Genomic DNA, 22,958 nt, shown 5'->3' with positions numbered 1-22,958 from the left:
TCTTCCTTCTTATTTCGTGGCAGGGATTGTCGCCGCATCGACCGCGGCCCAGACCTTGAGCGCGTCCACGGTGGCGGCGACATCGTGCACACGAATCACGTTCGCGCCTGCGCTGACGGCCCGCAGCGCGGCGGCCAGGCTGGCCGGCAGGCGCTGGTCCACCGGCCGACCGGTGATGTCGCCCAGAGTGCGCTTGCGCGACCAGCCCACCAACAGCGGATAGCCCAGCCCCGCCAGGCGTTGCTGCCCGGCCAGCAGCTGGAGGTTGTGCTCGGCGCTCTTGGCAAAACCGTAGCCCGGATCCAGCGCGACGGCATCAGCCGGGATGCCCGACTCTCGCGCAGCTTGCGCGCGTTGGGCGAGAAAGGCGCCGACCTCGGCCACCACATCGCCGTAGACCGCCAGCTCCATCATCGACGCCGGCTCGCCGCGCATGTGCATCAGGCAGACACCCGCACCGCTGCCGGCCACAGCCGCCAGCGCGCCGGGCAGTTGCAGCGCCTGCACGTCGTTGATGATGTCCGCACCGGCATCCAGCGCGCGGCGCATCACGTCTGGCTTGTAGGTGTCGACCGAAACGGGAACGCCCAGCGTGACCGCCGCGGCCAGCACCTTGTCGATACGCGCCCATTCGCTGCCGGCATCGACGCGCGGCGCGCCGGGGCGGGTGGACTCGCCACCGATGTCCAGGATGTCGGCGCCCTCTGCCACCAGGCGCTCGCAGTGCGCGATGGCGGTCCGGGTGTCGTCATGCCGGCCACCGTCGGAAAAGGAATCCGGCGTCACGTTGACGATGCCCATCACGCGCGGATGGCTCAAATCAAGGCGGAAGCGGCGGGTCTGCCAATGCATGGGCGGCTCGGAATGGAAAACGGGCCCGGTGGAAGCCGGGCCCGTCGTTGGGGTGGGGATCAGGCCGCGGCGGGGGCGCCGTCGGTGCTGACCGGCGGCGTGCCACCACCGGTCGGGCCGCTCGGGGTCGGCTTGTCGTCAGGCGCGCGTGGGGGGCGGCCGGCCATGATGTCCAGGATCTGGTCGCGGTCGATGGTTTCCCACTTCATCAGCGCCTCGGTCATGGTCTCGACCTTGTCGCGGTTGTCCTCGAGGATCTTCTGCGCGACGGCGTACTGCTGGTCGAGGATGCGGCGGATCTCGCCGTCGACCTTCTGCTGCGTGCTCTCGCTGATGTTGGCCGTCTTGGTCATGCTGCGGCCGAGGAAGACTTCGCCCTCGTTCTCGGCATAGACCATCGGGCCGAGCACCTCGCTCATGCCATAGCGCGTCACCATGTCGCGGGCCATGCGGGTGGCGCGTTCGTAGTCGTTGGATGCACCGGTCGAGATGTCGTGGACGAACAGGTCCTCGGCAATGCGGCCGCCGAACATGATGCTGATGCTGTTGAGCATCTGCTTGAAGTACAGGCTGTGCTGGTCACGCTCAGGCAGCTGCCAGGTCACGCCCAGGGCGCGCCCGCGCGGCATGATGGTGACCTTGTGAACAGGGTCTGTGCCGGGCAGCAGCTCGGCGACGACGGCATGACCAGACTCGTGGTACGCCGTGGCGCGCTTCTCGTCCTCGGTCATGACCATGCTCTTGCGCTCGGGGCCCATGTAGAGCTTGTCCTTGGCGCGCTCGAAGTCGATCATTTCCACCAGGCGACCATTGCGGCGCGCGGCGAACAGGGCAGCCTCGTTGACGAGGTTGGCCAGGTCGGCACCGCTCATGCCAGGCGTGCCGCGGGCGAGGATGGACGCGTTGACGTCCTGGCCRATAGGCACCTTGCGCATGTGCACGTTCAGGATCTGCTCGCGGCCGCGGATGTCCGGCAGCGTGACATAGACCTGGCGGTCGAAGCGGCCGGGGCGCAGCAGCGCGGGGTCGAGGATGTCGGGTCGGTTGGTGGCGGCGATGACGATGACGCCGAGATTGGTCTCAAAGCCATCCATCTCGACCAGCATCTGGTTCAGCGTCTGCTCGCGCTCATCATTGCCACCGCCCAGGCCCGCGCCGCGATGGCGGCCGACGGCGTCGATTTCGTCGATGAAGATGATGCAGGGCGCGCTCTTCTTGGCCTGCTCGAACATGTCTCGCACGCGGGCCGCGCCAACGCCGACGAACATCTCGACGAAGTCGGAGCCCGAGATCGTGAAGAAGGGCACTTTGGCTTCACCGGCGATGGACTTGGCCAGCAGCGTCTTGCCGGTACCCGGAGGGCCGACAAGCAACACACCACGCGGGATACGGCCGCCGAGCTTCTGGAATTTCTGCGGATCCTTCAGGAAGTCGACCAGCTCCTTGACCTCTTCCTTGGCTTCATCGCAACCAGCGACGTCGGCGAAGGTGACGGTGTTGTTGGCCTCGTCCAGCATGCGGGCCTTGGATTTGCCGAAGCTGAATGCCCCGCCCTTGCCGCCACCCTGCATCTGGCGCATGAAGTAGACCCAGACACCGATCAGCAGCAGCATCGGCGTCCAGTTGATCAGCATGCTGACCAGGAAGCTCTGCTCTTCACGCGGCTTGATGTCGAACTTGACGCCGTTGCTGCGCAGGTCGCCGACCAGGCCGCGATCCTGGTAGGTGGCCAGCGTGCGCAGCTTGTTGCCTTCGGTGTCTTCGGCGTAGATGTCACCGGTGATGCCGTCGGGCAGCGTCGCGGATTTGATCCGGCGCGCCTGGACGAGATCCAGGAACTCGGAATAGGTCACCTGCTTACCGGGTGCCGTGGTGCCGCCGAACTGCTTGACGACCGTGAACAGCACCAGCGCGATCACGATCCAGACGGCGAACTTCGAAAACCATTGATTGTTCACTGCGACTCCTTGGCCCTGATGGCCCAGCGCGGGTTTCAGGACAGTGGGGGCGATTTTAGGGGCGGCAAGGGGCCTACCCCTGTAATCAGCGGTTTTTCAGTCCCATGCCCACCAAGAATGTCTCGGAAGAGCGGATGCGGGAGGCTTTGGGCTTCACGACCTTGAAGACTTTGAAATGTGTTTTGAAGAGGTTCACGAGCTCGTCGTAGCCGCTGCCATGGAAGACCTTGGCCACCAGCGCGCCCTCGGGCTTGAGGTGGCTGCTGGCGAAATCGACGGCCAGCTCGACCAGGCCGGAGATGCGGGCGGCATCGGTGGACGCAATACCCGACATATTGGGCGCCATGTCCGACACGACGACGTCCACCGGCCGGCCGGCCAGAGCCGCCTCCAGCTCTGCCAGCACCGCGTCCTCCTGAAAATCGCCCTGAATGAACTGCACGCCCTCGATGGGTTCGAACTCCAGCACGTCCAGCGCAATGATGCTGCCGTTGAGCTGCCCCACCGCCGCCCCGCCCCGCCCCGCCTCCGTGGGCGCGAACCGGCGGCGCAGATATTGGCTCCAGGCACCGGGCGTGGCGCCCAGGTCGACGACGATCTGGCCCGGGCGGATCAGCTTCAGTTCCTCGTCGATTTCCTTGAGCTTGTAGGCCGCGCGCGAGCGGTAGCCGTCCTTCTGCGCCTGCTGCACATAGGGATCCGAGACATGGTTGTTCAACCACGCCTTGTTGAGCTTCTTGCTTTTGGTTTGAGTTTTCATGCCTACGGGATAATACGGGGATGCCTCAAATCATCCTGACCCCTGCCCAGCGCAAGGACAAACGCTCCGACGCCCACCATCTCGACCCGGTCGTGATGATCGGCGGCGATGGCCTGACCCCCGCCGTCGTGAAGGAAGTGGACCTGGCGCTGAAGGCTCATGGCCTGATCAAGGTGCGGGTGCTGGGCGACGACCGCGCTGCGCGCGAAGCCATGTTCGCCCAGCTCTGCGACGAGCTGAACGCCGCGCCCATCCAGCACATCGGCAAGCTGCTGGTGCTGTGGCGGCCGATTCCGGAGAAGGCAGCCGCCGAGCGCACCGACGCCCGACCCGGCCCGCGCGTGGTCAAGATCGTCAAATTCTCCAAGAGCGGCAATGGTCGGCCCCAGGTCACCAAACTCAAGGTGTTGGGCAACCAGCGCGTCGCCCAGGGTGGCGAACTCAAGCGCGCCAAGCGCCGCATGACCAGCGTCAAGAAGAACGTCGCGGACTGATCCACGCCAGGGCCAGCACCGCCAGGCCCTTCACGCCGAAGAACGCGAGCGAAGCACCATGCAGCGCCGCGAAGGATGCGACCCCGGCGCCGGCCTTCGCGTCTGCCATCAGCGGTTGCAGGCCGTAGTAGCCGGCAATCGTGCAGAACAGGGCCACGACCGGCAGCAAGAGCCGGGCTGAAAACTGTTGGCTGACGCCCCCGCCCTCCAAGGTGTCACGGGCGATGCGTCGCTCGATCATCATCAGCACCAGCCCCAACGCCAGGCTGACCTGCGCCTCGATCGCAAACACGCGTGCGACGAAAGCACCGGCCTGGGCGCGCTCCAACACCGCGAAGGCACTGGGCGTCGCCGCGAAGGCCACACACAGCAAAAAGCCGCCCCAGAGGGCGGCCAGCAGGGCTTGGAGCCGAGCGAACATCACTCGTAGCGCACTTCGACGATTTCGTAGCGCTTGATGCCGCCGGGGGCCTGCACTTCGGCGACGTCACCGGCCTCCTTGCCGATCAGGGCGCGGGCGATCGGCGAGCCGACCGAGATGCGGCCATGCTTGATGTCGGCCTCGTCGTCACCCGTGATCTGGTAGGTCACTTCGGTGCCGCTGGCTTCTTCTTCCAGGTCCACCGTTGCGCCGAACACCACGCGACCGCCAGCGTCCAGCGTCGAGGGATCGATGATCTGCGCCGCCGCGAGTTTGCCTTCGATCTCGAGGATGCGGCCTTCGATGAAGCCCTGCTTGTCCTTGGCTGCGTCGTACTCGGCGTTCTCGCTCAGGTCACCCTGGGCGCGCGCTTCGGCAATTGCCTGGACGACGGCATGACGTTCGACGGTCTTGAGTCGGTGCAGCTCGGCTTTGAGCGACTCGGCGCCGCGCTTGGTCAGGGGAATGGTCGTCATGGCAAAAACTCAATGGGCAAAAAGAGTTCCGCCGCTGCGGCCCGGTCGGGCTGCTGCGGCGGAATCGATGGGCTGTAGTTTAAGCCAGCTCGGCGTGCAGTTCCTGCAGGGATTGCACGGTCAGACCATCACGGTGTTTCATGCCTTCGACCGCGGCTTCACAACCGGCCATGGTCGTGTAATAGGTCACGCGGTTGGCCAGAGCTGCCTGGCGGATGTAGCGGCTGTCAGCGATCGCCGTGCGGGTCTCGTCCACCGTCGTGAAGACGAGCTGGATGTCGCCGCCCTTGAGCGCGTCGACGATGTGAGGGCGGCCGTCCTTGATCTTGTTGATCAGCTTGACCGGCACGCCGGCCTCGGTGATCGCAGCCGCCGTGCCGCGCGTCGCGACGATGCCGAAGCCCAGCGCATGCAAATCCTTGGCGATGGCGATGGCGCGGGCCTTGTCGCTGTTCTTGACCGTGATCAGCACATTGCCCTGGCGCGGCAGGCGCGAGCCGGCGCCGATCTGGCTCTTCAGCATCGCCTCGCCGAAAGTCCTGGCTGCGCCCATCACTTCGCCGGTCGAACGCATCTCGGGGCTGAGGATGGGGTCCACACCCGGGAACTTGTTGAACGGGAAGACGGCTTCCTTGACGCTGAAGTAAGGCGGGATCACTTCGGCCGGCACGCGGCCCTTGCGGTCGCGCTGGTCGACCAGCTTCTGGCCCGCCATGCAGCGCGCGGCGATCTTGGCGAGCTGCTGACCGGTGGCCTTGGACACATAGGGCACGGTACGCGAGGCACGCGGATTCACTTCCAGCACGTAGACCGTGCAGGCCGCGAGACCGGCAGTCACGTCGCCCTGAATGGCGAACTGCACATTCATCAGGCCGATGACCTTGAGCGCCTTGGCCATCGCGGCCGTCTGGCGGCGCAGCTCGTCCTGCAGGTCGGCCGCCAGTGTGTAGGGCGGCAACGAGCAGGCCGAGTCGCCGCTGTGGATGCCGGCCGCCTCGATGTGCTCCATGATGCCGCCGATCATCACGTCGCCCGCAGCGTCGGCGATGCAATCGACGTCGACCTCGACGGCGTCTTCCAGGAAGCGGTCCAGCAGCACGGGCGACTTCTCGGACACGCGCACGGCTTCGCGCATATAGCGCTCCAGGTCCTTGTCGCCGTGCACGATCTCCATCGCACGGCCGCCCAGCACATAGCTCGGGCGCACGACCAGCGGGTAGCCGATCTCGTTGGCCAGCGCCACGGCCTGATCTTCATTGCGTGCAGTGCGGTTGGGTGGCTGGCGCAGGCCCAGCTCGTGCAGCAGCTTCTGGAAGCGCTCGCGATCCTCGGCGATGTCGATGGAATCGGGCGTCGTGCCAATGATGGGCACGCCGGCACGCTCCAGATCAAGTGCGAGCTTCAGCGGCGTCTGGCCGCCGTACTGCACGATGACGCCGACCGGCTTTTCCTTGTCGACGATCTCCAGCACGTCTTCCAGCGTGACCGACTCGAAATAGAGGCGATCCGACGTGTCGTAGTCGGTCGAGACGGTCTCGGGATTGCAGTTGACCATGATGGTCTCGTAGCCGTCCTCGCGCATCGCGAGCGCGGCATGCACGCAGCAGTAGTCGAACTCGATGCCCTGGCCGATGCGGTTCGGGCCACCGCCCAGCACCATGATCTTCTTCTTGTCCGTCGGGTTGGCTTCGCACTCGGCATCCGCGCCCTCGTAGGTCGAGTACATGTACGCCGTCTGCGTCGCGAACTCGGCCGCGCAGGTGTCCACGCGCTTGTAGACGGGGCGCACGTTCAGCGCATGGCGGCGCTCGCGCACGGCGTGCTGGTGCGTGCCCAGCAGTTTGGCCAGGCGCTTGTCCGAGAAGCCCTTGCTCTTGAGCAGGCGCAGCTCTGCCTCTGTGATGGACTCGATCGCCCGGCCCTTCAGCTCGCCTTCGATCTGCACGAGTTGCTCGATCTGCGCGAGGAACCACGGGTCCACCGCAGTCTCTTCATAGATCTCGTCCAGCGTCATGCCGATGCGGAAGGCGTCGGCCAAGAACAGGATGCGCTCGGGGCCGGCTTCGCCGATCTCCTGCACGATCTCTTCACGATCGGCCGAGCGCTCGGTCAGGCCGTCGATGCCGGTCTCCAGGCCGCGCAGCGCCTTCTGGAAGGATTCCTGGAAGGTTCGGCCCATGGCCATCACTTCGCCGACGGACTTCATCTGCGTCGTCAGCCGCGAGTCGGCCATCGGGAACTTTTCGAAGGCGAAGCGCGGGATCTTGGTGACGACGTAATCGATGCTGGGCTCGAACGACGCCGGCGTGATGCCGCCGGTGATGTCGTTTTTCAGCTCGTCCAGCGTGTAGCCGACTGCCAGCTTGGCGGCGATCTTGGCGATGGGGAAACCCGTTGCCTTGGAGGCCAGCGCCGAGGAGCGCGACACGCGCGGGTTCATCTCGATGACGACCATGCGGCCGTCCTTCGGGTTGATGGAGAACTGCACGTTGGAGCCGCCGGTGTCCACGCCAATCTCGCGCAGGATGGCGATGCTGGCGTTGCGCAGCAGCTGGTATTCCTTGTCCGACAGCGTCTGGCTCGGCGCCACGGTGATGGAGTCGCCGGTGTGGATGCCCATCGGGTCGAGGTTCTCGATGGAGCAGACGATGATGCAGTTGTCCGCCTTGTCGCGGACGACCTCCATCTCGTACTCCTTCCAGCCGATCAGGCTCTCTTCGATGAGCAGTTCGTTGGTCGGCGAGAGGTCCAGGCCACGCTTGCAGATGGTCTCGAACTCTTCCGGGTTGTAGGCGATGCCGCCGCCCGAGCCGCCGAGCGTGAAGCTGGGGCGGATGACCATCGGGAAACCCGCGCCACCGATCTCGGCGTGGATGCGCTTCTGCACGGCCCAGGCTTCTTCCAGCGAGTGCGCGATGCCGGACCGGGCCGAGCCCAGGCCGATCTTGGTCATCGCGTCCTTGAACTTGAGGCGGTCCTCGGCCTTCTCGATGGCATGCTCGTTGGCGCCGATCATCTCGACGTTGTACTTGGCCAGCACGCCGTGCTTGTGCAGGTCCAGCGCGCAGTTCAGCGCGGTCTGGCCGCCCATCGTCGGCAGCACGGCATCCGGCCGCTCCTTGGCGATGATCTTCTCGACCACCTGCCAGGTGATGGGCTCGATGTAGGTGACGTCCGCCGTGTCCGGGTCCGTCATGATCGTGGCCGGGTTGCTGTTCACCAGGACGACCTTGTAGCCCTCCTCGCGCAGCGCCTTGCAGGCCTGGGCGCCGGAGTAGTCGAACTCGCAGGCCTGGCCAATGATGATCGGACCCGCGCCGATGATGAGGATGGTTTTTAGGTCTGTACGTTTCGGCATGGCGGTCTGCTTAGAGAGTGGCCGTGGCCAGCTTGGCCCCGAACCCAACGAAAAGTGCGCCGACGCTGGCGTTGGCAGTGCTGGACAGCCGGCGGCGCGCGCGGAAGGCGGCGGCCAGGCGGGCGCCGGCAAAGATCAGCGTCGAGAGATAGATGAAACTCAGCACCTGGATGATGGAACCCAGGATCAGGAAGGTCAGCGCCGGATGCGGATAGGCCGGGTCGACGAACTGGATGAAGAAGGACAGCAGGAAGGCGATGGCCTTGGGGTTCAGCAGGCTGACGACCAGGGCCTTCTTGAACGGCTGGCTCGCGTCGACGAGGCGCGGTGCCTCGGCGGCCTTGGCCTCACCGCGCCAGGTACTCAGCGCACCGCGCAGCAACTGGATGCCGATCCAGCCCAGGTAGACCGCGCCGACCATCTTCACGACGAAGAAGATCTGCGGGCTGGCCATCAACAGCGACGCGCCACCGGCAGCAGCCGCCGTCATCAGCAGCGTGTCGCCGACGAACACGCCACAGGCCGCGCCGTAGCCGGTGCGAACGCCGCGCTGCGCCGCAACGGACAGCACATAGATCGAATTGGGCCCGGGCAGCAGGATGATGAAGATCGCCGCCGCGAGGAAGGTGCCGAGATCGGTGATGCCGAACATTTGCAGGCCCTCCTTCAGGACTTGTTCATCAGGGACAGGAACCGGTCGAACAGGTAGGCAATATCGTGCGGGCCGGGGCTGGCTTCCGGGTGGCCCTGGAAGCTGAAAGCCGGCTTGTCGGTGCGGGCAATGCCCTGCAGCGTGCCATCGAACAGGCTCACGTGCGTGGCGCGCAGATTGGCCGGCAGCGTGTCGGGGTCGACCGCGAAACCGTGGTTCTGGCTGGTGATGCCGACGCGGCCGCTGTCCAGGTCCTTGACCGGGTGGTTGGCGCCGTGGTGGCCGAACTTCATCTTGAAGGTCTTGGCACCGCTGGCCAGCGCCAGGATCTGGTGGCCCAGGCAGATGCCGAAGACGGGGATGCCGGATTCGATCAGCTGCGCCGTGGCCTTGATCGCGTAGTCGCAAGGCTCCGGGTCGCCAGGGCCGTTGGACAGGAAGACGCCGTCCGGCTCCAGGTCGAATACGGCGCTGGCGGGCGTCTGAGCCGGCACGACGGTGACCTTGCAGCCGCGCTCGGCCAGCATGCGCAGGATGTTGAGCTTGACGCCGAAGTCGTAGGCGACGACGTGAAACTTCGGTGCGGTCTGCGTGCCGTAGCCGCTGCCGAGCTTCCACTCGGTCTGCGTCCAGGTTTCGTTCTCGGTGCGGCTGACGACCTTGGCCAGGTCCAGGCCGGACATCGACGGTGCGGCCTTGGCGGCGGCCACCGCGGAGTCGATATGCGCTTGCGTCAGCGCTTCGCCGGCAGCCAACGCCAGGATGCAGCCGTTCTGTGCGCCGTTGGTGCGCAGCACGCGGGTCAGGCGGCGGGTGTCAAGGCCGGCAATGGCCACGGTACCTTCGTCGCGCAGGTACTGGTCAAGCGTGCGGCCCGAGCGGAAGTTGGAGGCGCGCAGCGGCAGGTCCTTGATGACGAGGCCGGCGGCATGCACCTTGGCGGCCTCGACGTCTTCATCGCTGACGCCGTAGCTGCCGATGTGCGGATACGTCAGCGTGACGATCTGCTTGCAGTAGCTCGGGTCGGTGAGGATTTCCTGGTAGCCGGACAGCGCGGTGTTGAACACCACTTCGCCGACCGTCTGGCCCGTTGCGCCGATGGATTGGCCTCGGAACACCGTCCCATCCGCCAGAGCCAGAATTGCTTGAGGGGGATGAAGCAGGTCGGTCAGCACAAGGGTCTCCGCAAATGGGGCGCGTGCCCAGCATCAACCCGGCCGAAGACGGGTCAATTTGAGGAAACCAACAAGGTTTTCGCCGGGCAGCAAGTGGGTTCAGGTAAACCCATCGAGTATAGCCGACTGGGGTTAGTACGGAGGCTTCGCGACCGCCTTGCGACGGCTTCGTGGCGCCTCGAAGTGCCGCTTCAGAGTGCCGAAATACCAGCCTTGGCGATCTCGGCATCCTCGCTGGACTTCACACCGCTGACGCCGACGGCGCCCACGCACTGCCCGTCAACGAGGATGGGCACGCCGCCCTCCAGCAGGCCGTGCATGCCGGGCACGCTGAGGAAGGACTGCCGCCCGCCGTTGATCATGTCCTCGTAAATCTTGGATTCGCGCCGGCCCAAGGCCGAGGTGTGCGCCTTGGCCGGCGCAAACATCGCCGAGCTGGGCGAGGCGCCATCCAGGCGCTGCAGCCACAGCAGGTGGCCGCCGGCGTCGACGATGGCGATGGACACCGCCCAGCCCTTGCTGACTGCATGGGCCTCCGCTGCGGCGGCGATGCGCTTGACGTCTGCGAGTTCGAGTTGAGATTGCTGTTTCATGGTCTTGCTTTCCGGGGGATAGACCCCAATGTAGCGGCCCAGCGGGAGCCTAGAATTCCCTCGGTCCTTTTGCCTCCGGAGCATCGTCATGAACGACAGTCTGCAAACCTCTTACGGCTATGCCGGCAACGGCCTGGCTGTTGACCGGCAGCGCGTACTGCGCAACACCTATTGGCTGCTCGCCCTGTCGCTGGTGCCTACGGTGCTGGGCGCCTGGATCGGCGTATCCACCGGCTTCATGGCCAAGATGGGCTTCGGCATCAGCACGCTGGTCTTCTTCATCGGCGCCTTCGGCCTGATGTTCGTCGTCGAAAAGACCAAGAACAGCAGCATGGGCGTCGCAGCCCTGCTGGGCTTCACCTTCTTCATGGGCCTGATGCTGTCGCGGCTGATTGCCCAGGTGCTGGGCTACCGCAACGGTTCCAGCTTGATCATGACGGCCTTCGGCGGCACGGCAGCGATCTTCTTCGCGATGGCCAGCCTGTCCACCATCATCAAGCGCGACCTGTCGTCCATGGGCAAATTCCTGGTCGTTGGCGCGATCGTGCTGATGGTCGCCGGCATCGCCAACATCTTCCTGCAGTCGTCAGCGCTGATGCTGACCATCCTGGTGCTGATGCTGGGCGTGTTCTCGGCCTTCCTGCTGTATGACATCAAGCGCGTCATTGACGGCGGCGAGACCAACTACATCTCCGCCACGCTGGCCATCTACCTGGACCTCTACAACGTGTTCCAGAGCCTGCTGTCGCTGCTCGGCATCTTCGGCGGCGAGCGCGACTGATTGACTCACCCGGAGGCGCTTTGCGCCTCCCCCTCAAGGGGGCTGAGCCCGGACAGAAACAGTCCTGAGGACTGTTTGTGCCTGGCGAAGGACAAGGCCTCAGGCCTTGGCAGCCGCCAGTGGCCCGGCAAAGCCGGTTCCACGGCGGCCGCCTGATGAAGGAGCCTGCTGACGCGGCTCCTTTTTTATTGGGCGCCCGGCTTGAAGTTCTTCAACACAAAGGGTGCGCTCACAATGATCGGCTGGCCCACCTGCCCGACGTGCGCCGACAGCATCACCGTGCCTGCAGCTTGGTTTTCTTGGACTGTGCCGTTCAGCACCACGGGCTCCAGCTTGTTGGTCAGCGTGGCCACACTGGACAGCAGGGCCGTGTAGGGCGCTGCATTCAGTTGCAGCGAGATGGGCACGCTGACCTTGGCCTTGGCGTCGTCCGTATCCAGCCGCATCCACATGAGCACCTGCAGCTTGTCGCCCTTGCGGATCTCGCCGGTGATGGGTGTGATCACGCCGTTGTCCCAGACGTTGGCGCGCTTGCCCTGCAGGTCGACGCGCAGGCAGGTCTTGCCCGAGGCCTCGCAAGCCACCTGCTGTGTGGATTGGCCCTCGCCATAGACCGACCAGGCACTGACCTTGGCCGAATTGATCAGGTGATCCAACGCGGGGTCACCGCCGCGCGCCACTTGGGGTGTCGGCGCGCCGGGCGCCGGCACGAGGGCACCCAGAATGGGTCGGACCCAGCCGTCTGCCTGCATGTCCCAGACGACGAAGTCTGAGTCGAACTGCCAATAACTCCAACCGAAGCTGCGCGCCTCGGCAGCTCGGGCGACCGCCGCAGTCCAGGCCACGCGCTGCGCCATGCCCGCCGTCTCCAGGGCACCGAACTCGCCCAGCAGAATCGGCCGGCCCGTGCGCTGCGCCCAAGCCTTCACGCGATCGAAGTCCTGCTTGAGCTTGTCCAGCTCGGCGGCCGTGCCCCAGGTCACGCCGGACAGCTTCTGGAACTGCGGCGTCCATGACGCGCCCTGGTGGGTGAACTCCATGGGCGTGTAGTAATGGAAGGTCACGACCAGGTTGCGGTCGGACTCGGGCAGCTTCAGGGTGTCGAGCTGATCCAGCGAGTTCCAGAACTTCGGCCCGACGACGACGCGGCGCTTCGGGTTGGTCTCGCGGATGATGGCCAGGTTCTCGGCCAGCATGTCGTTCCATACCGCGTCGGCCGCGCCGTTGGGCTCGTTCAGGATCTCGAACAGCACCGCGTCGGGCGCGTCCTTGTAGCGCGGGGCGATTTGGCGCCAGAAGGCCTTGAGGCGCGTCCGGCACTTGTCGATCTCCTTGGCGCAGTCGTTGAAGTTGTGCTGGTCCAGGATGACCTGCAGGCCCGCCCCCAGCGCCGCGGCTGTCATCTCGTCCAGCGTCTTCAGCCAAGCCGTCGACAAGCGGCCTTCGGCGTCCATGTGCTCGAAGGCATGCAGGTTCAAGCGCACATGATCGAAGCCACCGTCGCGGATGGCCTGCATATGGCGCAGCTGGAAGCGCGCCTTGGCCGGCTCGCTCCAGAGCGGGTCATAGCCCAGCGCGTTCACGCCGCGTTTGAGGGCCGGTTGCGGCAGGGCCAGGGTGGTTTGCGCAAGCGCGGACGACGCGAGCCCGAGGGCCAGGCAGGCAGTGCCCAGGACTCGGGGCAACAGATTTCGAATGGGCATGCTGGCTTGTCTCCTGTGGAAGTCATGACGCCGGCCGGGTGGACCCGATGCTCGGCAAAACAACTAAACAATGTTGTTTATTCATTTTGTCTACTTCGCACCGGGACCGAGTCCGGACTAACACGTAGGCCGAAAAGCAAAAAATCCCGGTCGTCGCAATGGGCGAGCCGGGATTTACTTGAGCAACGTGCGCTTCAGTGATCGAAGACTGCGATCGATTAGTTCCGGCATCACATCGCCGAAGCGATATGAGCCTACTCTGAAGCACCGCGGTCGAAGACCGCAATGCTTTCGACGTGCGCCGTGTGCGGGAACATGTTGACCGCGCTGGCCGCCGTGCAGCGATAGCCCGCCACATTGACGAGCAAGCCGGCATCGCGCGCCAGCGTTGCCGGGTTGCAGCTGACGTAGACGATGCGCTTCGGTGCCATCCAGCCCGGCGCCAGCGACGGGTCCTGGGCGATGTCCGCCACCGCCTTGGCCAGCGCAAAGGCGCCTTCGCGCGGCGGGTCGATGAGCCAGCGGTCCGCTGCACCATCCAATGCCAGCAGTTCAGGCGTCATCTCGAACAGGTTGCGCGCAACGAAGCTCGCCTTGTGCGCCAGGCCGTTCAGCGCCGCGTTCTCGCGCGAGCGCTGCACCAGGGTCTCGCTGCCCTCGATGCCCAGCACCTCGCGCGCCTTGGTGGCCAGCGGCAGCGTGAAATTGCCCAGGCCGCAGAACCAGTCGATGACCCGGTCATCCGGCTCGACAGCCAGCAGGCGCAGCGCACGGCCGACCAGGGTGGCGTTGATGTGCGGGTTGACTTGCGTGAAGTCGGTCGGCTTGAACGGCATGGTCACGCCGAACTCGGGCAGGCGGTAGGCCAGTTGCGGCCCGCCTTCGTCGAGCAACTTGACCGTGTCCGGCCCTTTGGGCTGCAGCCACCACTGCACGCCGTGTTTGGCGGCGAACTCGCGCAGCAGCGCGATGTCGCCGTCCGGCAGCGGGTTCAGGTGGCGCAGCACCAGCGCAATGACCTCGTCGCCCATGGCCAGTTCGATCTGGGGTAGGCGGTCGCGCTCGGCCATCGCCATGATCAGCTCGCGCATCGGCATCAGCAGGTCGCTGACGACCTTGGGCACGACCTTGCAGACCTGCATGTCGGCCACATAGCGGCTCTTGCGCTCGTGAAAGCCGATCAGCACGACGCCCTTCTTCTGCACATAGCGCACCGAGAATCGCGCGCGGTAGCGATAGCCCCAGGTCGGGCCCTCGATGGGCCGCAGCAGCACCTCGGCCTTGACCTTGCCGAGATGCCAGAGCTGGTCCTCCACCACGCGCTGTTTCACCGCCACCTGGGCGCCGGCCTGCAGATGCTGCATCTTGCAGCCGCCGCAGGCGCCGGCGTGCAGGCCGAAATGAGGGCAACCCGGCGTCACGCGCAGCGAGCTTTCCTTCTTGATTTCGGTGAGCTGGCCTTGCTCCCAGTTGTTCTTGCGGCGCGAGATCTGCGCCTTCACGATCTCACCCGGCAAGGCACCGTCGATGAAGACCACCTTGCCCTCGGCGTTGTGCGCCACGCCCTGCGCCTCAAGTTCGATACTTTCGACCTTGAGCCATTCCGTTGTCTGAGTCATCCCCAGATTATCTGAGGCTCGCGCAACCCGTCAGAAGATCGAGTCCCGATCCACGCCGTGGCGCATCATGTTGCGCTTGAGCTTGGCCAGCGCCTCGATCTGGATCTGGCGGATGCGCTCGCGCGTCAGCTTGAGGCGGATGGCCAGCACGTCCAGCGTCTCCGGTTCGCGGTCCGACAGGCCGTAGCGGCCCGACAGCACCTCGCGCTCACGGTCGTTGAGGCTGGCCAGCCCGTGCTGCAGCAACTCCTCGACCTCGTGCGACAGGCGCAGGCCCATCGGGTCGATAGCCTGGTCGTCGGCCACCAGATCCAGCATGGACTCGCCGCCCTCGCCGTTGCGGTCCACCGGCGAATCCAGCGAACTCGGCAGCTCGGCATAGGCCAACAGCTCGGCCACCTCGTCGACCGGCCGGCCCAGCGCTTGGGCCACGTCCTCGGCGCGCACGCGGCCTTCGGAGCCATTGGCGCTCTGCAGGGCCTCCAGCGCGCGGCGCGCCTTCAGCACCTGGTTGAGCTCGCGCACGATGTGCACCGGCAGCCGCACCAAGCGGGCCTGGTGCATCAGCGCGCGCTCGATGCTCTGGCGTATCCACCAGCTCGAGTAGGTGGAGAAACGGAACCCGCGCTCGGGCTCGAACTTGCCGATGGCGTGCATCAAGCCGAGATTGCCTTCCTCGATGAGATCGCTCATCGGCAGGCCACGGCCCAGGTAGTTCTTGGCGATGCTGACGACCAGGCGCAGGTTGTGCTCGATCATGGCCTGGCGCGCATCGAAATCACCCGCGCGCGCCGCAACGGCCGTGTCGAATTCCTGCTGAGGCGTCAGCAGCGGCGTGCGGCGGATGTCGCGCAGATAGGCCTGCAGCGCGTTGCCGAGCTCGACCTCGTCGCCGCCATTGCGCAGTGCCCGGCCGTCTTCTTCGCTGACGTCTGAAACCGGCTCGGCATCACCGCTGCCCCCGTTCAGCGCCGACAAGATGACAGCCGGCTCGCTGCCATTGCCACCATGTCCGTTGAGCTTGGGCGCAGCGCGTTTCATGACGTGATCGCTGGCCCGATGCATGACTGTTGGCTGGCCGGCTTCTCAGCGCGGCGGCAGCAGCTTGGCCGGATCGACAGGCTTGCCGAGCTTGCGCACTTCAAAGTGCAACTTGACGGTATCGCTCTCGGTGGAACCCATCTCGGCAATCCTCTGACCCTTGCGTACGGTTTGGTCCTGCTCGACCAGCATGGCCCGGTTGTGGGCATACGCTGTCAGGTAGGTGCTGTTGTGCTTGATGATGACCAAGTTGCCGTAGCCGCGCAACCCCGAACCAGCGTAAACAACGCGTCCATCGGCGACAGCCAGCACCGGGTCACCCGGCTTGCCTGCAAAGTCCAGACCCTTGTTGCGCTGCTCGTCGAAGCCGGCGCTGATGGATTGGGCGACCGGCCAACCCCAGGCCATGCTGTCGTCTTCCGATGCGGCCGGTGTGGACGTACTGGTGGACGAAGCCGTCGGCGCACTCGCGGCAGCGACCGGCGGCTTGGCGTCCAGCGGCCGCGACTCGACCTTGGCCGTGCTGGCGATGGGCTTGGCCGTCACGGCGCTGGGGTCGACACCTGGGGGCACGACGCGCAGCACCTGCCCCACCTCGATACGGTTGGGGTTCTCCAGGCTGTTCCATTTGGCCACGTCACGCCAGCTCTGGCCATTGTCCAGCGCGATGCGGATCAGCGCGTCACCCGGCTTGACGGTGTAGTAACCGGCTTTGCCGGCGTTCTCAGCACCCGGCAGCGGCGGCTTGGCATCGGGCGCGGAAGCCGCCGACGCGGCGGGCGCCGGCACCACCGCGGCCGTGGCGGGCTGCGGGTTGCGGTCCTCGACCGGTGCGGCACGATGCAACGACGTGCCGCAGGCGCTGAGCAGCAGCGAGGTGGTGATGGCAGTGAATAAAAGGCGCAGGCTTGAGGGCATCGTGTGGCTAGAGCACGTTGGAAGGCCGACCCGATTGTGTGGCGCGGTGCGCCGACGGCCCCGTCAGAGGACGCCGGATTTTAATGGGACGAACAGCACGGCTTCATGCTCGTTGCGCACCCAGCGGCTGACGCCCGCCTCGACGACATGGTCGAGCACCACCAGCACCTGGCCGCGGCCGCCGGCCGCCGTCGGGGCGATGAGACGCCCGCCAGGGGCGAGTTGCTCGGTCCAGGCGGCGGGAATGTCCTCGCCGCCCGCCGCAGCGATGATGCAGTCGAAAGGCCCGCTGGCTGCGTGGCCCAGGCGGCCATCGCCCCAGATGAGGCGCGGCACGCGCGGCAGCCCCACGCGCTGCAGATTGAGCTTGGCCTTGTCGTGCAGACCCTGCAGGCGCTCGATGGAGGTGAGCTGTCGCGCCAGCAGCGCGATGACGGCTGCTTGGTAGCCGCAACCCGTGCCGATTTCCAGCACACGGCCCAGCGACCCGCGCTGGCGCGCACCAGCGCCGGCCATCAGCAGGCCCAGCATGTGGGCGACCACCGAGGGCTTGGAAATGGTCTGGCCATGGCCGATGGGCAGGGCCGTGTCCTCATAGGCCTGGGCGGCCAGCGCGCTGTCGACGAACTCGTGGCGCGGCACGGTGGCCATCGCGGCGAGCACATGCTCGTCGAACTTCCCCTCGGCGCGCAGCCGGTCGACCATGCGCTGGCGCACGGCGCCGCTGTCCAGCCCGGTGCCGCTGGGGCGCGCCAGCCGGGCCGCGTCCCGCGTGGCCTGATGCAGATGGCGCTGCGGCATCAGCAGTTCACGCTGCGGTGACGTGGCCGACTTCAGGCTGGCCGGGAAGCGCTTGGGTGTAGACATTCAGAGACCGAGGCGCTGCGCCCAGGCACCGAGAGACGAATGTTCGGTCAGGTCCACCTGCAGCGGCGTGATCGACACCTGGCCGTTGGCGGTGGCGTGGAAGTCCGTGCCCTCGCCGGCGTCCCGGGCGTCCCCGGCCGGGCCGATCCAGTAGATGGTCTCGCCGCGGGGGTTGATCTGCTCGATGATGCCTTCGCTGGCATGGCGCCGGCCCAGGCGCGTGATCTTGCGCGGCAGGGTGTCGGCATCGGCCCGGTTGGGGATGTTGACGTTGAGCAGGAAGCCCTGGCTTAAGCCCCCGGCAATGACCTGCTCGACGACGCTGCGCGCCACGCGGGCCGCGGCCTCCAGTTCAACCCAGCCCTTCTCGGCCTGCGAGAAGGCGATGGACGGGATGCCGAACAGATAGCCCTCGGTGGCGGCGGCGACGGTGCCGGAATACAGCGTGTCGTCGCCCATGTTGGCGCCGTTGTTGATGCCCGAGAGCACCAGGTCGGGCCGGTAGCCGAGCAGACCGGTCAGGGCGAGATGGACACCGTCGGATGGCGTGCCGCTGACATAGCGGAACCCGTTGGCGGCGCGGTGGACATTCAGCGGCCGGTTCAGCGTCAGCGAGTTGGACGTGCCGCTGGCGTTCTGCTCGGGGGCGATGACTTCGATCTCGCCCAGGCCTTCGCAGGCTTTTACCAGGGCCGCGAGGCCCGGTGCGAGGTAACCGTCGTCGTTGGAAATCAGGATGCGCATGGGGCCAATTGTAGGGAGAGCGTCACCTGCGAGACCGGGTGTAACCACCTTGATTCCTATCATCGCCAATTCACGAAATCTGGAGACGACGATGAAGGCATGGCTCTGCGAGAACCCGGTGGGCGTCGAGGCGCTGCAATGGCGTGAACTGCCCGCTCCCGCTCTGCCAGCGGGCCAGATCCGCGTGGCTATCCGCGCCGCCAGCCTGAACTTTCCTGACCTGCTCATCGTGCAGAACAAGTACCAGATGAAGCCGCCCCTGCCCTTTGTGCCAGGCACGGAGTTCTCGGGCGTGGTCACCGAGGTGGGCGAAGGCGTCAAGGGCTTTGCCGTGGGCCAGCGCGTCGCGGCCTTTGGCGGCCTGGGTGGCTTTGCCACCGAGGTCTGCATCCCGGCCGTGCTGGCCATGCCGCTGCCCGAAGCTTTCAGTTTCGAGGACGCCGCGGCCTTCATCTGTACCTATGCCACGAGCCACCACGCGCTGGTGGACCGCGCAGCTCTGAAGCCCGGCGAGACCGTGCTCATCCTGGGCGCGGCGGGTGGCGTCGGCACGGCCGCCATCCAGATCGCCAAGGCCGCCGGGGCGCGGGTCATCGCCGCGGCGGGCAGCGATGCCAAATGCCTGGCCTGCAAGGCCCTTGGCGCCGACGCGACCATCAACTACGCGACGCAGAACCTGCGTGATGAATTGAAGGCCCTGACCGAAGGCAAGGGGCCCGACGTCATCTACGACCCCGTTGGCGGCGACCTGGCCGAAGCGGCCTTCCGCTCCATCGCCTGGCGCGGCCGCTACCTCGTCATCGGTTTTGCGCAGGGCCAGATTCCGGCGCTGCCGCTGAACCTGGCGCTGCTCAAGGGCGCGTCCCTGGTCGGCGTGTTCTGGGGCGAATTCGCCAAACGCGAGCCCGGGCATAACGCCACGATGCTGGGAGAGTTGGCGGCCTGGTATGCCGCGGGCAAGATCAAGCCGGTGCTGGACCGGGTGCTGCCGATGGAGGAGTTGCCTGCCGCCTTCGCGCGCATGGCGGCCCGCGAGGTGGTCGGCAAGTTAGTTCTTACCAATTCGTGAAGCCTGAACCGGGGGCTTGGACTAGGGCGATCCACCGGAGCTTCTAGGGGGCGGTGCGCTACATTCTCGACGGTCGAATCGACAGCCGCTGCCCGCCACGCGCCATGACCGTCAAAGTTCTCATCATCGAAGACAACCCCGTTGCCCGCAGTTTCCTGTGCCGCGTGGTGCGAGAGAGCTTCAGCGACGCGATGGAGCTCACTGAAGTCGGTGACCTTGAGAACGCCCGCCGCCAGGTGGCCAAGCTTTCAGGTGGCAACCCGGAGATCAGCTTCAAGCTCATCCTCGTCGACCTGGAACTGCCCGACGGCAACGGCATGGAGTTCCTGACCGAGTTGGCGGGATCTCCGGCTATCAAGATCGTCACGACGCTGTATTCGGACGACGACCACCTCTTTCCGGCCTTGCAGTGCGGTGCCGACGGCTATCTGCTGAAGGAAGACCGCTTCGAGGTGCTGGTGGAGGAGCTGCAGCGCATCGTGCGCGGCCAGCCGCCGCTGTCACCCGCCATCGCGCGCCGCCTGCTGTCTCACTTCCGCCCCGGCTCCAGTGACAGCGGCACCATGCCGCTGAACTCGGGCTTCGGCTCACTGTCGTCCTCGCACGCGGGCTTTTCCAACAGCCGCAGCGTCGCCCTGGACCCGCCGCCCGAATGGGAACGCCTGACGCCGCGCGAGAGCGAAGTGCTGACCTATCTGAGCAAGGGCTTCACGATCAAGGAGATCGCGAACCTGATGGGCATCAAGTGGTTCACCGTCAACGACCACATCAAGAGCATCTACAAGAAGCTCAACGTGTCCAGCCGTGCGGAAGCGGCGGTGCTGGCGTCAAAGCAGGGCCTGGTCTAACCAGCGGTCCATCAGCCGCTTCAGGGCGGCTCGCAATCCTTCAGATTCGCGCGACATCGCGGCGCGAAGTTCATTCGGCGTGATGCCGGCCTGCGCCAGTTCGTCGATATGGCCGATCAGCCATTGCTCGAAGCGCTCGGGCGCGACCTCGGGGTGGAACTGCAGGCCCAGGGCCCGGTTGTGCGGCGCGAACGCCTGGTGAGGGCAGACGGTCGTCGCCGCCAGTGACACCATCCCGGCCGGCAACTCGAACTGATCGCCGTGCCAGTGCAACATGGGTTGATCGCCCAGCTCGACCAACGCCGTGCCCTGCCCCGCCGCCGTCATGGTCAGCGGCGCAAAGCCGATCTCCTTGACGCCCATGGGCTTCACGCGCGCGCCCAGGGCTCGGGCCATCAGCTGCGCGCCCAGGCAGATGCCGAGCAGCGGCAGGCGTGAGTCCAGTCGTTGGCGGATCAGCCCGACCTCGTCGACCAGCCAGGGGAAACGTTCCTCGTCTTCCACGCTGATCGGCCCGCCAAGCACGACGAGCAGATCGATTGCATCAAGATCAACGGCAGCGAAGTCGTCGACGCCGGCCTCGTGATAGCGGACATCGAAACCGCGTGAAAGCAGCACGGGCTCGATGAGACCGAGGTCCTCGAAGGCGAGATGGCGCAGGGCCAGGGCGGTTTTCATCTGCGCCATCATCGCCTCTCGATCAGACAGCCGAGCGCAGCTTCACGCTCGGGAAATCCACCGGCACCGCAAACGCGACGTTCACGTAGTTGGTGAACAGATTCAGCGCCACGTGAGCCAGGATCTCGACGATCTGGCCGTCGCCAAACCCCGCCGCGCGCACGGCTGCCACATCGGCATCACCCACCTGGCCGCGCTGCTCGACGAGTTGGAGCGCGAAGCGCAGCGCCACCGCCGTCGCCGGGTCGGCCGACTCACCAGCCTGGGCCGCGTTCATCTCGGCAGGCGTCGCGCCGGCCTTGCGGCCCAGGGCGGTATGCGCGGCCAGGCAGTATTCGCAGGCATTGCGGTCGGCCACGGCGACAGCGATCTGCTCACCCAGTTTGGCCGGGATGGCCCCACCGCCAAGAGCGCCAAAGAAGGACCACATGGCCTGCAGCGCCGCAGGCGAATTCGCCGCCGCGCGGAACATGTTCGGCGTCGCGCCAAAGGCGCCGTGGATCGCGTCCAGCGTCGCGCGGGCCGCGGCGGGGGTGTCGGTGGCAGAGACAAGGGGAACGCGGGAGGTCATGGTGTTGCCTTTCGAGGGCAGTGGATGAAGGTCTCCACTGTCGTTGCCAGGCAAGAACGATAGGTATCATTTCATCCAACAATTTAACCCATTCGTACCGTGACTGACAGCCCGCCACTGGACCGCCTGAGCCCACTGTTCGAGCGCTTTCGCGTGCGCGCCAGCCTTTTCCACGCCGGGCCGCTGTGCGGCGTGACCCACTTCGATGCCCGGCCCGGCCGCGGTTTCCTGCATGTGATGCGCAATGGCGCGATGGAGGTGAGGCATGCCCGTGCGACCGGCCTCGTCGAACGCCTGTGGGTGCGCGAACCCAGCCTGGTCTTCTACCCGCGCCCGCTAGCGCACGACTTCCACAACGCGCCGACCGAGGGCTCGGACTTCGTCTGCGCAACCCTGGACTTCGAGGCCGGCCACCCACTCGTGCAGGCGCTGCCGCCGCTGGTCGTGCTCCCGCTGGCGCAGGTGGAGGGCATTGACGCGACGCTGAAGCTGCTGTTCGGCGAATCGGAGCACGTGCGCTGTGGTCAACGCCTGCTGGCAGACCGGTTGTTCGAGGTGCTGCTGCTGCAACTGCTGCGCTGGATGCTGGACCAGCGCGACGCGGCCCTGCCCTTGGGCCTGATGCGCGGCCTGGCGGACGCGCGCCTGGCCCGGGCGCTAACGGCCCTGCATGCCCGGCCGGGCGAGGCCTGGAGCCTGGCAGCCATGGCGGCCGAGGCTGGCATGTCGCGCAGCCGCTTTGCCGAGGCGTTTCGCGACGCCCTGGGCCAGACGCCCGCCGGCTATCTCGCCGACTGGCGCCTGGCCATCGTCCGCGCCGAACTGCGCGCCGGCAAGTCCTTGAAGACGCTGGCGGCCGAGCTGGGCTATGCGAATGCCTCGGCCCTGAGCCGGCTGTTCGCGCAGCGGCATGCGGGCACGTCGCCGCGGGCCTGGCTTCAGCAGCACGGGTAGTAAAGTGCCGCAGATGCATCGCGTCGGTCGCTTCGTCCTGCTCTGCCTGCTGCTCGTGCTGCTGCCCCTGCGCAGCCTGCTCGCGGCCGGCCAACTGGGCTGTGAGCCGGCACCGGTGCCCATGCAAGAGCAACACGCCGGCCATGACCACCAGAGCATGCATGGCGATGCCCACAACCACGCGGCCAAGCCCTGCAAGCTCTGCGCGCCCTGTTGCCTGGCGGCCGCGCCGCCGCCCGTGCTGACGCTGGACACGCCGCCTGCCGCACCGGCCCTGCGCGTCGCCCAGGCGCCGGCCGAGCGTTGGGCTGGCGTCGTGCCGCCACTGCCCGACCCGCCTCCCAGGGGCTGAGCTTCTCTTCTCCGCTGTTACTGCCGCTGTTCCCGCCGCTGCCAAGCGCGGCGGGCGTCTTCGCACCGCCCCGA

23 protein-coding genes are annotated in these 22,958 nt (G+C 66.2%); 6 read left to right on the top strand and 17 right to left on the bottom strand.

Annotation, left to right across the window (positions count from 1 at the left end; all coding sequences use genetic code 11):
- Positions 1-9: 9 nt before the first annotated feature.
- From folP to AC1DW0_RS01795, 3 genes are all read right to left on the bottom strand, one after another.
- A complete protein-coding gene (gene folP, locus AC1DW0_RS01805) occupies positions 10-852 on the bottom strand; it encodes a dihydropteroate synthase (RefSeq protein ID WP_457356213.1) in 843 nt (280 codons plus the stop codon).
- 59 nt (positions 853-911) lie between these two features.
- Positions 912-2,810 carry an ATP-dependent zinc metalloprotease FtsH gene (ftsH, locus tag AC1DW0_RS01800; RefSeq protein ID WP_477944683.1) on the bottom strand — a complete coding sequence of 633 codons (1,899 nt, stop codon included), beginning with the start codon at positions 2,808-2,810 and terminating at the stop codon, positions 912-914.
- Positions 2,811-2,895: 85 nt separating this feature from the next.
- Positions 2,896-3,570 (bottom strand): RlmE family RNA methyltransferase, encoded by a 675-nt coding sequence (locus AC1DW0_RS01795; RefSeq protein WP_056195451.1) that lies wholly within the window; start codon positions 3,568-3,570, stop codon positions 2,896-2,898.
- Positions 3,571-3,590: 20 nt separating this feature from the next.
- On the opposite strand from AC1DW0_RS01795, the gene AC1DW0_RS01790 reads away from it, so the two are divergent.
- Positions 3,591-4,064, top strand: a complete 474-nt coding sequence (locus AC1DW0_RS01790) for a YhbY family RNA-binding protein (RefSeq protein WP_056195448.1) — start codon at positions 3,591-3,593, stop codon at positions 4,062-4,064.
- On the opposite strand, the gene AC1DW0_RS01785 is transcribed toward AC1DW0_RS01790, so the two are convergent.
- The 6 genes from AC1DW0_RS01785 to AC1DW0_RS01760 form a co-directional block, all read right to left on the bottom strand.
- A complete protein-coding gene (locus tag AC1DW0_RS01785; protein WP_457356215.1) occupies positions 4,042-4,485 on the bottom strand; it encodes a DUF4149 domain-containing protein in 444 nt (147 codons plus the stop codon). The two genes, AC1DW0_RS01790 and AC1DW0_RS01785, sit on opposite strands and share 23 nt — an antisense overlap.
- Positions 4,485-4,961, bottom strand: a complete 477-nt coding sequence (gene greA / locus AC1DW0_RS01780) for a transcription elongation factor GreA (protein ID WP_056195443.1) — start codon at positions 4,959-4,961, stop codon at positions 4,485-4,487. The genes AC1DW0_RS01785 and greA overlap by 1 nt, the downstream gene beginning before the upstream one ends.
- 79 nt (positions 4,962-5,040) lie before the next feature.
- Positions 5,041-8,319 carry a carbamoyl-phosphate synthase large subunit gene (gene carB, locus AC1DW0_RS01775; protein WP_457356216.1) on the bottom strand — a complete coding sequence of 1,093 codons (3,279 nt, stop codon included), beginning with the start codon at positions 8,317-8,319 and terminating at the stop codon, positions 5,041-5,043.
- A gap of 10 nt (positions 8,320-8,329) precedes the next feature.
- Positions 8,330-8,971 (bottom strand): leucine efflux protein LeuE, encoded by a 642-nt coding sequence (gene leuE / locus AC1DW0_RS01770; RefSeq protein WP_457356217.1) that lies wholly within the window; start codon positions 8,969-8,971, stop codon positions 8,330-8,332.
- 14 nt (positions 8,972-8,985) lie between these two features.
- Positions 8,986-10,146, bottom strand: coding sequence for a glutamine-hydrolyzing carbamoyl-phosphate synthase small subunit (gene carA, locus AC1DW0_RS01765; protein ID WP_457356218.1), 1,161 nt, complete (start codon positions 10,144-10,146; stop codon positions 8,986-8,988).
- 191 nt (positions 10,147-10,337) lie between these two features.
- On the bottom strand, positions 10,338-10,739 hold the full coding sequence (locus AC1DW0_RS01760; protein ID WP_457325548.1) for a GlcG/HbpS family heme-binding protein: 402 nt from the start codon (positions 10,737-10,739) through the stop codon (positions 10,338-10,340).
- An 88-nt stretch (positions 10,740-10,827) separates the two neighbouring features.
- Between AC1DW0_RS01760 and AC1DW0_RS01755 the strand changes: the two genes are divergently transcribed.
- A complete protein-coding gene (locus tag AC1DW0_RS01755; protein WP_457356219.1) occupies positions 10,828-11,520 on the top strand; it encodes a Bax inhibitor-1/YccA family protein in 693 nt (230 codons plus the stop codon).
- 185 nt (positions 11,521-11,705) lie between these two features.
- Here AC1DW0_RS01755 and AC1DW0_RS01750 read toward each other — a convergent pair whose 3' ends face one another.
- The 6 genes from AC1DW0_RS01750 to surE form a co-directional block, all read right to left on the bottom strand.
- Positions 11,706-13,223 carry a glycoside hydrolase family 5 protein gene (locus AC1DW0_RS01750; RefSeq protein WP_477944678.1) on the bottom strand — a complete coding sequence of 506 codons (1,518 nt, stop codon included), beginning with the start codon at positions 13,221-13,223 and terminating at the stop codon, positions 11,706-11,708.
- A gap of 254 nt (positions 13,224-13,477) precedes the next feature.
- Complete coding sequence (gene rlmD, locus AC1DW0_RS01745) at positions 13,478-14,842, bottom strand: 23S rRNA (uracil(1939)-C(5))-methyltransferase RlmD (protein WP_477944676.1); 1,365 nt, start codon at positions 14,840-14,842, stop codon at positions 13,478-13,480.
- Between the two features lie 30 nt (positions 14,843-14,872).
- Entirely contained in the window at positions 14,873-15,883 is a 1,011-nt protein-coding gene (gene rpoS, locus AC1DW0_RS01740) for an RNA polymerase sigma factor RpoS (protein WP_082532550.1), read from the bottom strand.
- Positions 15,884-15,928: 45 nt separating this feature from the next.
- Positions 15,929-16,801, bottom strand: coding sequence for a peptidoglycan DD-metalloendopeptidase family protein (locus tag AC1DW0_RS01735; RefSeq protein WP_457356222.1), 873 nt, complete (start codon positions 16,799-16,801; stop codon positions 15,929-15,931).
- Between the two features lie 63 nt (positions 16,802-16,864).
- Positions 16,865-17,668 carry a protein-L-isoaspartate(D-aspartate) O-methyltransferase gene (locus tag AC1DW0_RS01730; RefSeq protein ID WP_056195420.1) on the bottom strand — a complete coding sequence of 268 codons (804 nt, stop codon included), beginning with the start codon at positions 17,666-17,668 and terminating at the stop codon, positions 16,865-16,867.
- A complete protein-coding gene (gene surE, locus AC1DW0_RS01725) occupies positions 17,669-18,412 on the bottom strand; it encodes a 5'/3'-nucleotidase SurE (RefSeq protein ID WP_056195417.1) in 744 nt (247 codons plus the stop codon). It abuts the gene before it with no gap.
- A 91-nt stretch (positions 18,413-18,503) separates the two neighbouring features.
- Here surE and AC1DW0_RS01720 point away from each other — a divergent pair, with 91 nt between their 5' ends.
- Positions 18,504-19,481: an NADPH:quinone oxidoreductase family protein gene (locus tag AC1DW0_RS01720; RefSeq protein ID WP_457356223.1), complete on the top strand. Its 978-nt coding sequence runs from the start codon at positions 18,504-18,506 to the stop codon at positions 19,479-19,481.
- A gap of 104 nt (positions 19,482-19,585) precedes the next feature.
- The gene (locus AC1DW0_RS01715) at positions 19,586-20,329 is read left to right on the top strand and encodes a LuxR C-terminal-related transcriptional regulator (protein ID WP_056195409.1); all 744 of its coding nucleotides are present in this window, start codon (positions 19,586-19,588) and stop codon (positions 20,327-20,329) included.
- On the opposite strand, the gene AC1DW0_RS01710 is transcribed toward AC1DW0_RS01715, so the two are convergent.
- Positions 20,309-21,007: a glutamine amidotransferase gene (locus AC1DW0_RS01710; RefSeq protein ID WP_056197162.1), complete on the bottom strand. Its 699-nt coding sequence runs from the start codon at positions 21,005-21,007 to the stop codon at positions 20,309-20,311. The two genes, AC1DW0_RS01715 and AC1DW0_RS01710, sit on opposite strands and share 21 nt — an antisense overlap.
- A 22-nt stretch (positions 21,008-21,029) precedes the next feature.
- Entirely contained in the window at positions 21,030-21,578 is a 549-nt protein-coding gene (locus AC1DW0_RS01705) for a carboxymuconolactone decarboxylase family protein (protein WP_056195406.1), read from the bottom strand.
- A 99-nt stretch (positions 21,579-21,677) separates the two neighbouring features.
- On the opposite strand from AC1DW0_RS01705, the gene AC1DW0_RS01700 reads away from it, so the two are divergent.
- Together AC1DW0_RS01700 and AC1DW0_RS01695 are read left to right on the top strand one after the other, a co-directional pair.
- Entirely contained in the window at positions 21,678-22,532 is an 855-nt protein-coding gene (locus tag AC1DW0_RS01700; protein WP_457356224.1) for an AraC family transcriptional regulator, read from the top strand.
- Positions 22,533-22,545: 13 nt separating this feature from the next.
- Positions 22,546-22,884 carry a hypothetical protein gene (locus AC1DW0_RS01695; protein WP_457323274.1) on the top strand — a complete coding sequence of 113 codons (339 nt, stop codon included), beginning with the start codon at positions 22,546-22,548 and terminating at the stop codon, positions 22,882-22,884.
- Positions 22,885-22,958: the final 74 nt, after the last annotated feature.

The organism is Roseateles sp. P4_D2 (assembly GCF_056401875.1).
Note: the sequence above shows the minus strand (reverse complement) of the source record. Positions and strands in the feature narration are given on the sequence as shown.

Bases quoted from the DNA above. Each gene is read 5' to 3' on its own strand.
- folP (WP_457356213.1), bottom strand. From the start codon at position 852: ATGCATTGGCAGACCCGCCGCTTCCGCCTTGATTTGAGCCATCCGCGC.
- AC1DW0_RS01795 (WP_056195451.1), bottom strand. From the start codon at position 3,570: ATGAAAACTCAAACCAAAAGCAAGAAGCTCAACAAGGCGTGGTTGAAC.
- AC1DW0_RS01790 (WP_056195448.1), top strand. From the start codon at position 3,591: ATGCCTCAAATCATCCTGACCCCTGCCCAGCGCAAGGACAAACGCTCC.
- AC1DW0_RS01785 (WP_457356215.1), bottom strand. From the start codon at position 4,485: ATGTTCGCTCGGCTCCAAGCCCTGCTGGCCGCCCTCTGGGGCGGCTTT.
- greA (WP_056195443.1), bottom strand. From the start codon at position 4,961: ATGACGACCATTCCCCTGACCAAGCGCGGCGCCGAGTCGCTCAAAGCC.
- carB (WP_457356216.1), bottom strand. From the start codon at position 8,319: ATGCCGAAACGTACAGACCTAAAAACCATCCTCATCATCGGCGCGGGT.
- leuE (WP_457356217.1), bottom strand. From the start codon at position 8,971: ATGTTCGGCATCACCGATCTCGGCACCTTCCTCGCGGCGGCGATCTTC.
- AC1DW0_RS01760 (WP_457325548.1), bottom strand. From the start codon at position 10,739: ATGAAACAGCAATCTCAACTCGAACTCGCAGACGTCAAGCGCATCGCC.
- AC1DW0_RS01755 (WP_457356219.1), top strand. From the start codon at position 10,828: ATGAACGACAGTCTGCAAACCTCTTACGGCTATGCCGGCAACGGCCTG.
- AC1DW0_RS01750 (WP_477944678.1), bottom strand. From the start codon at position 13,223: ATGCCCATTCGAAATCTGTTGCCCCGAGTCCTGGGCACTGCCTGCCTG.
- rlmD (WP_477944676.1), bottom strand. From the start codon at position 14,842: ATGACTCAGACAACGGAATGGCTCAAGGTCGAAAGTATCGAACTTGAG.
- rpoS (WP_082532550.1), bottom strand. From the start codon at position 15,883: ATGAAACGCGCTGCGCCCAAGCTCAACGGACATGGTGGCAATGGCAGC.
- AC1DW0_RS01735 (WP_457356222.1), bottom strand. From the start codon at position 16,801: ATGCCCTCAAGCCTGCGCCTTTTATTCACTGCCATCACCACCTCGCTG.
- AC1DW0_RS01730 (WP_056195420.1), bottom strand. From the start codon at position 17,668: ATGTCTACACCCAAGCGCTTCCCGGCCAGCCTGAAGTCGGCCACGTCA.
- surE (WP_056195417.1), bottom strand. From the start codon at position 18,412: ATGCGCATCCTGATTTCCAACGACGACGGTTACCTCGCACCGGGCCTC.
- AC1DW0_RS01720 (WP_457356223.1), top strand. From the start codon at position 18,504: ATGAAGGCATGGCTCTGCGAGAACCCGGTGGGCGTCGAGGCGCTGCAA.
- AC1DW0_RS01715 (WP_056195409.1), top strand. From the start codon at position 19,586: ATGACCGTCAAAGTTCTCATCATCGAAGACAACCCCGTTGCCCGCAGT.
- AC1DW0_RS01710 (WP_056197162.1), bottom strand. From the start codon at position 21,007: ATGAAAACCGCCCTGGCCCTGCGCCATCTCGCCTTCGAGGACCTCGGT.
- AC1DW0_RS01705 (WP_056195406.1), bottom strand. From the start codon at position 21,578: ATGACCTCCCGCGTTCCCCTTGTCTCTGCCACCGACACCCCCGCCGCG.
- AC1DW0_RS01695 (WP_457323274.1), top strand. From the start codon at position 22,546: ATGCATCGCGTCGGTCGCTTCGTCCTGCTCTGCCTGCTGCTCGTGCTG.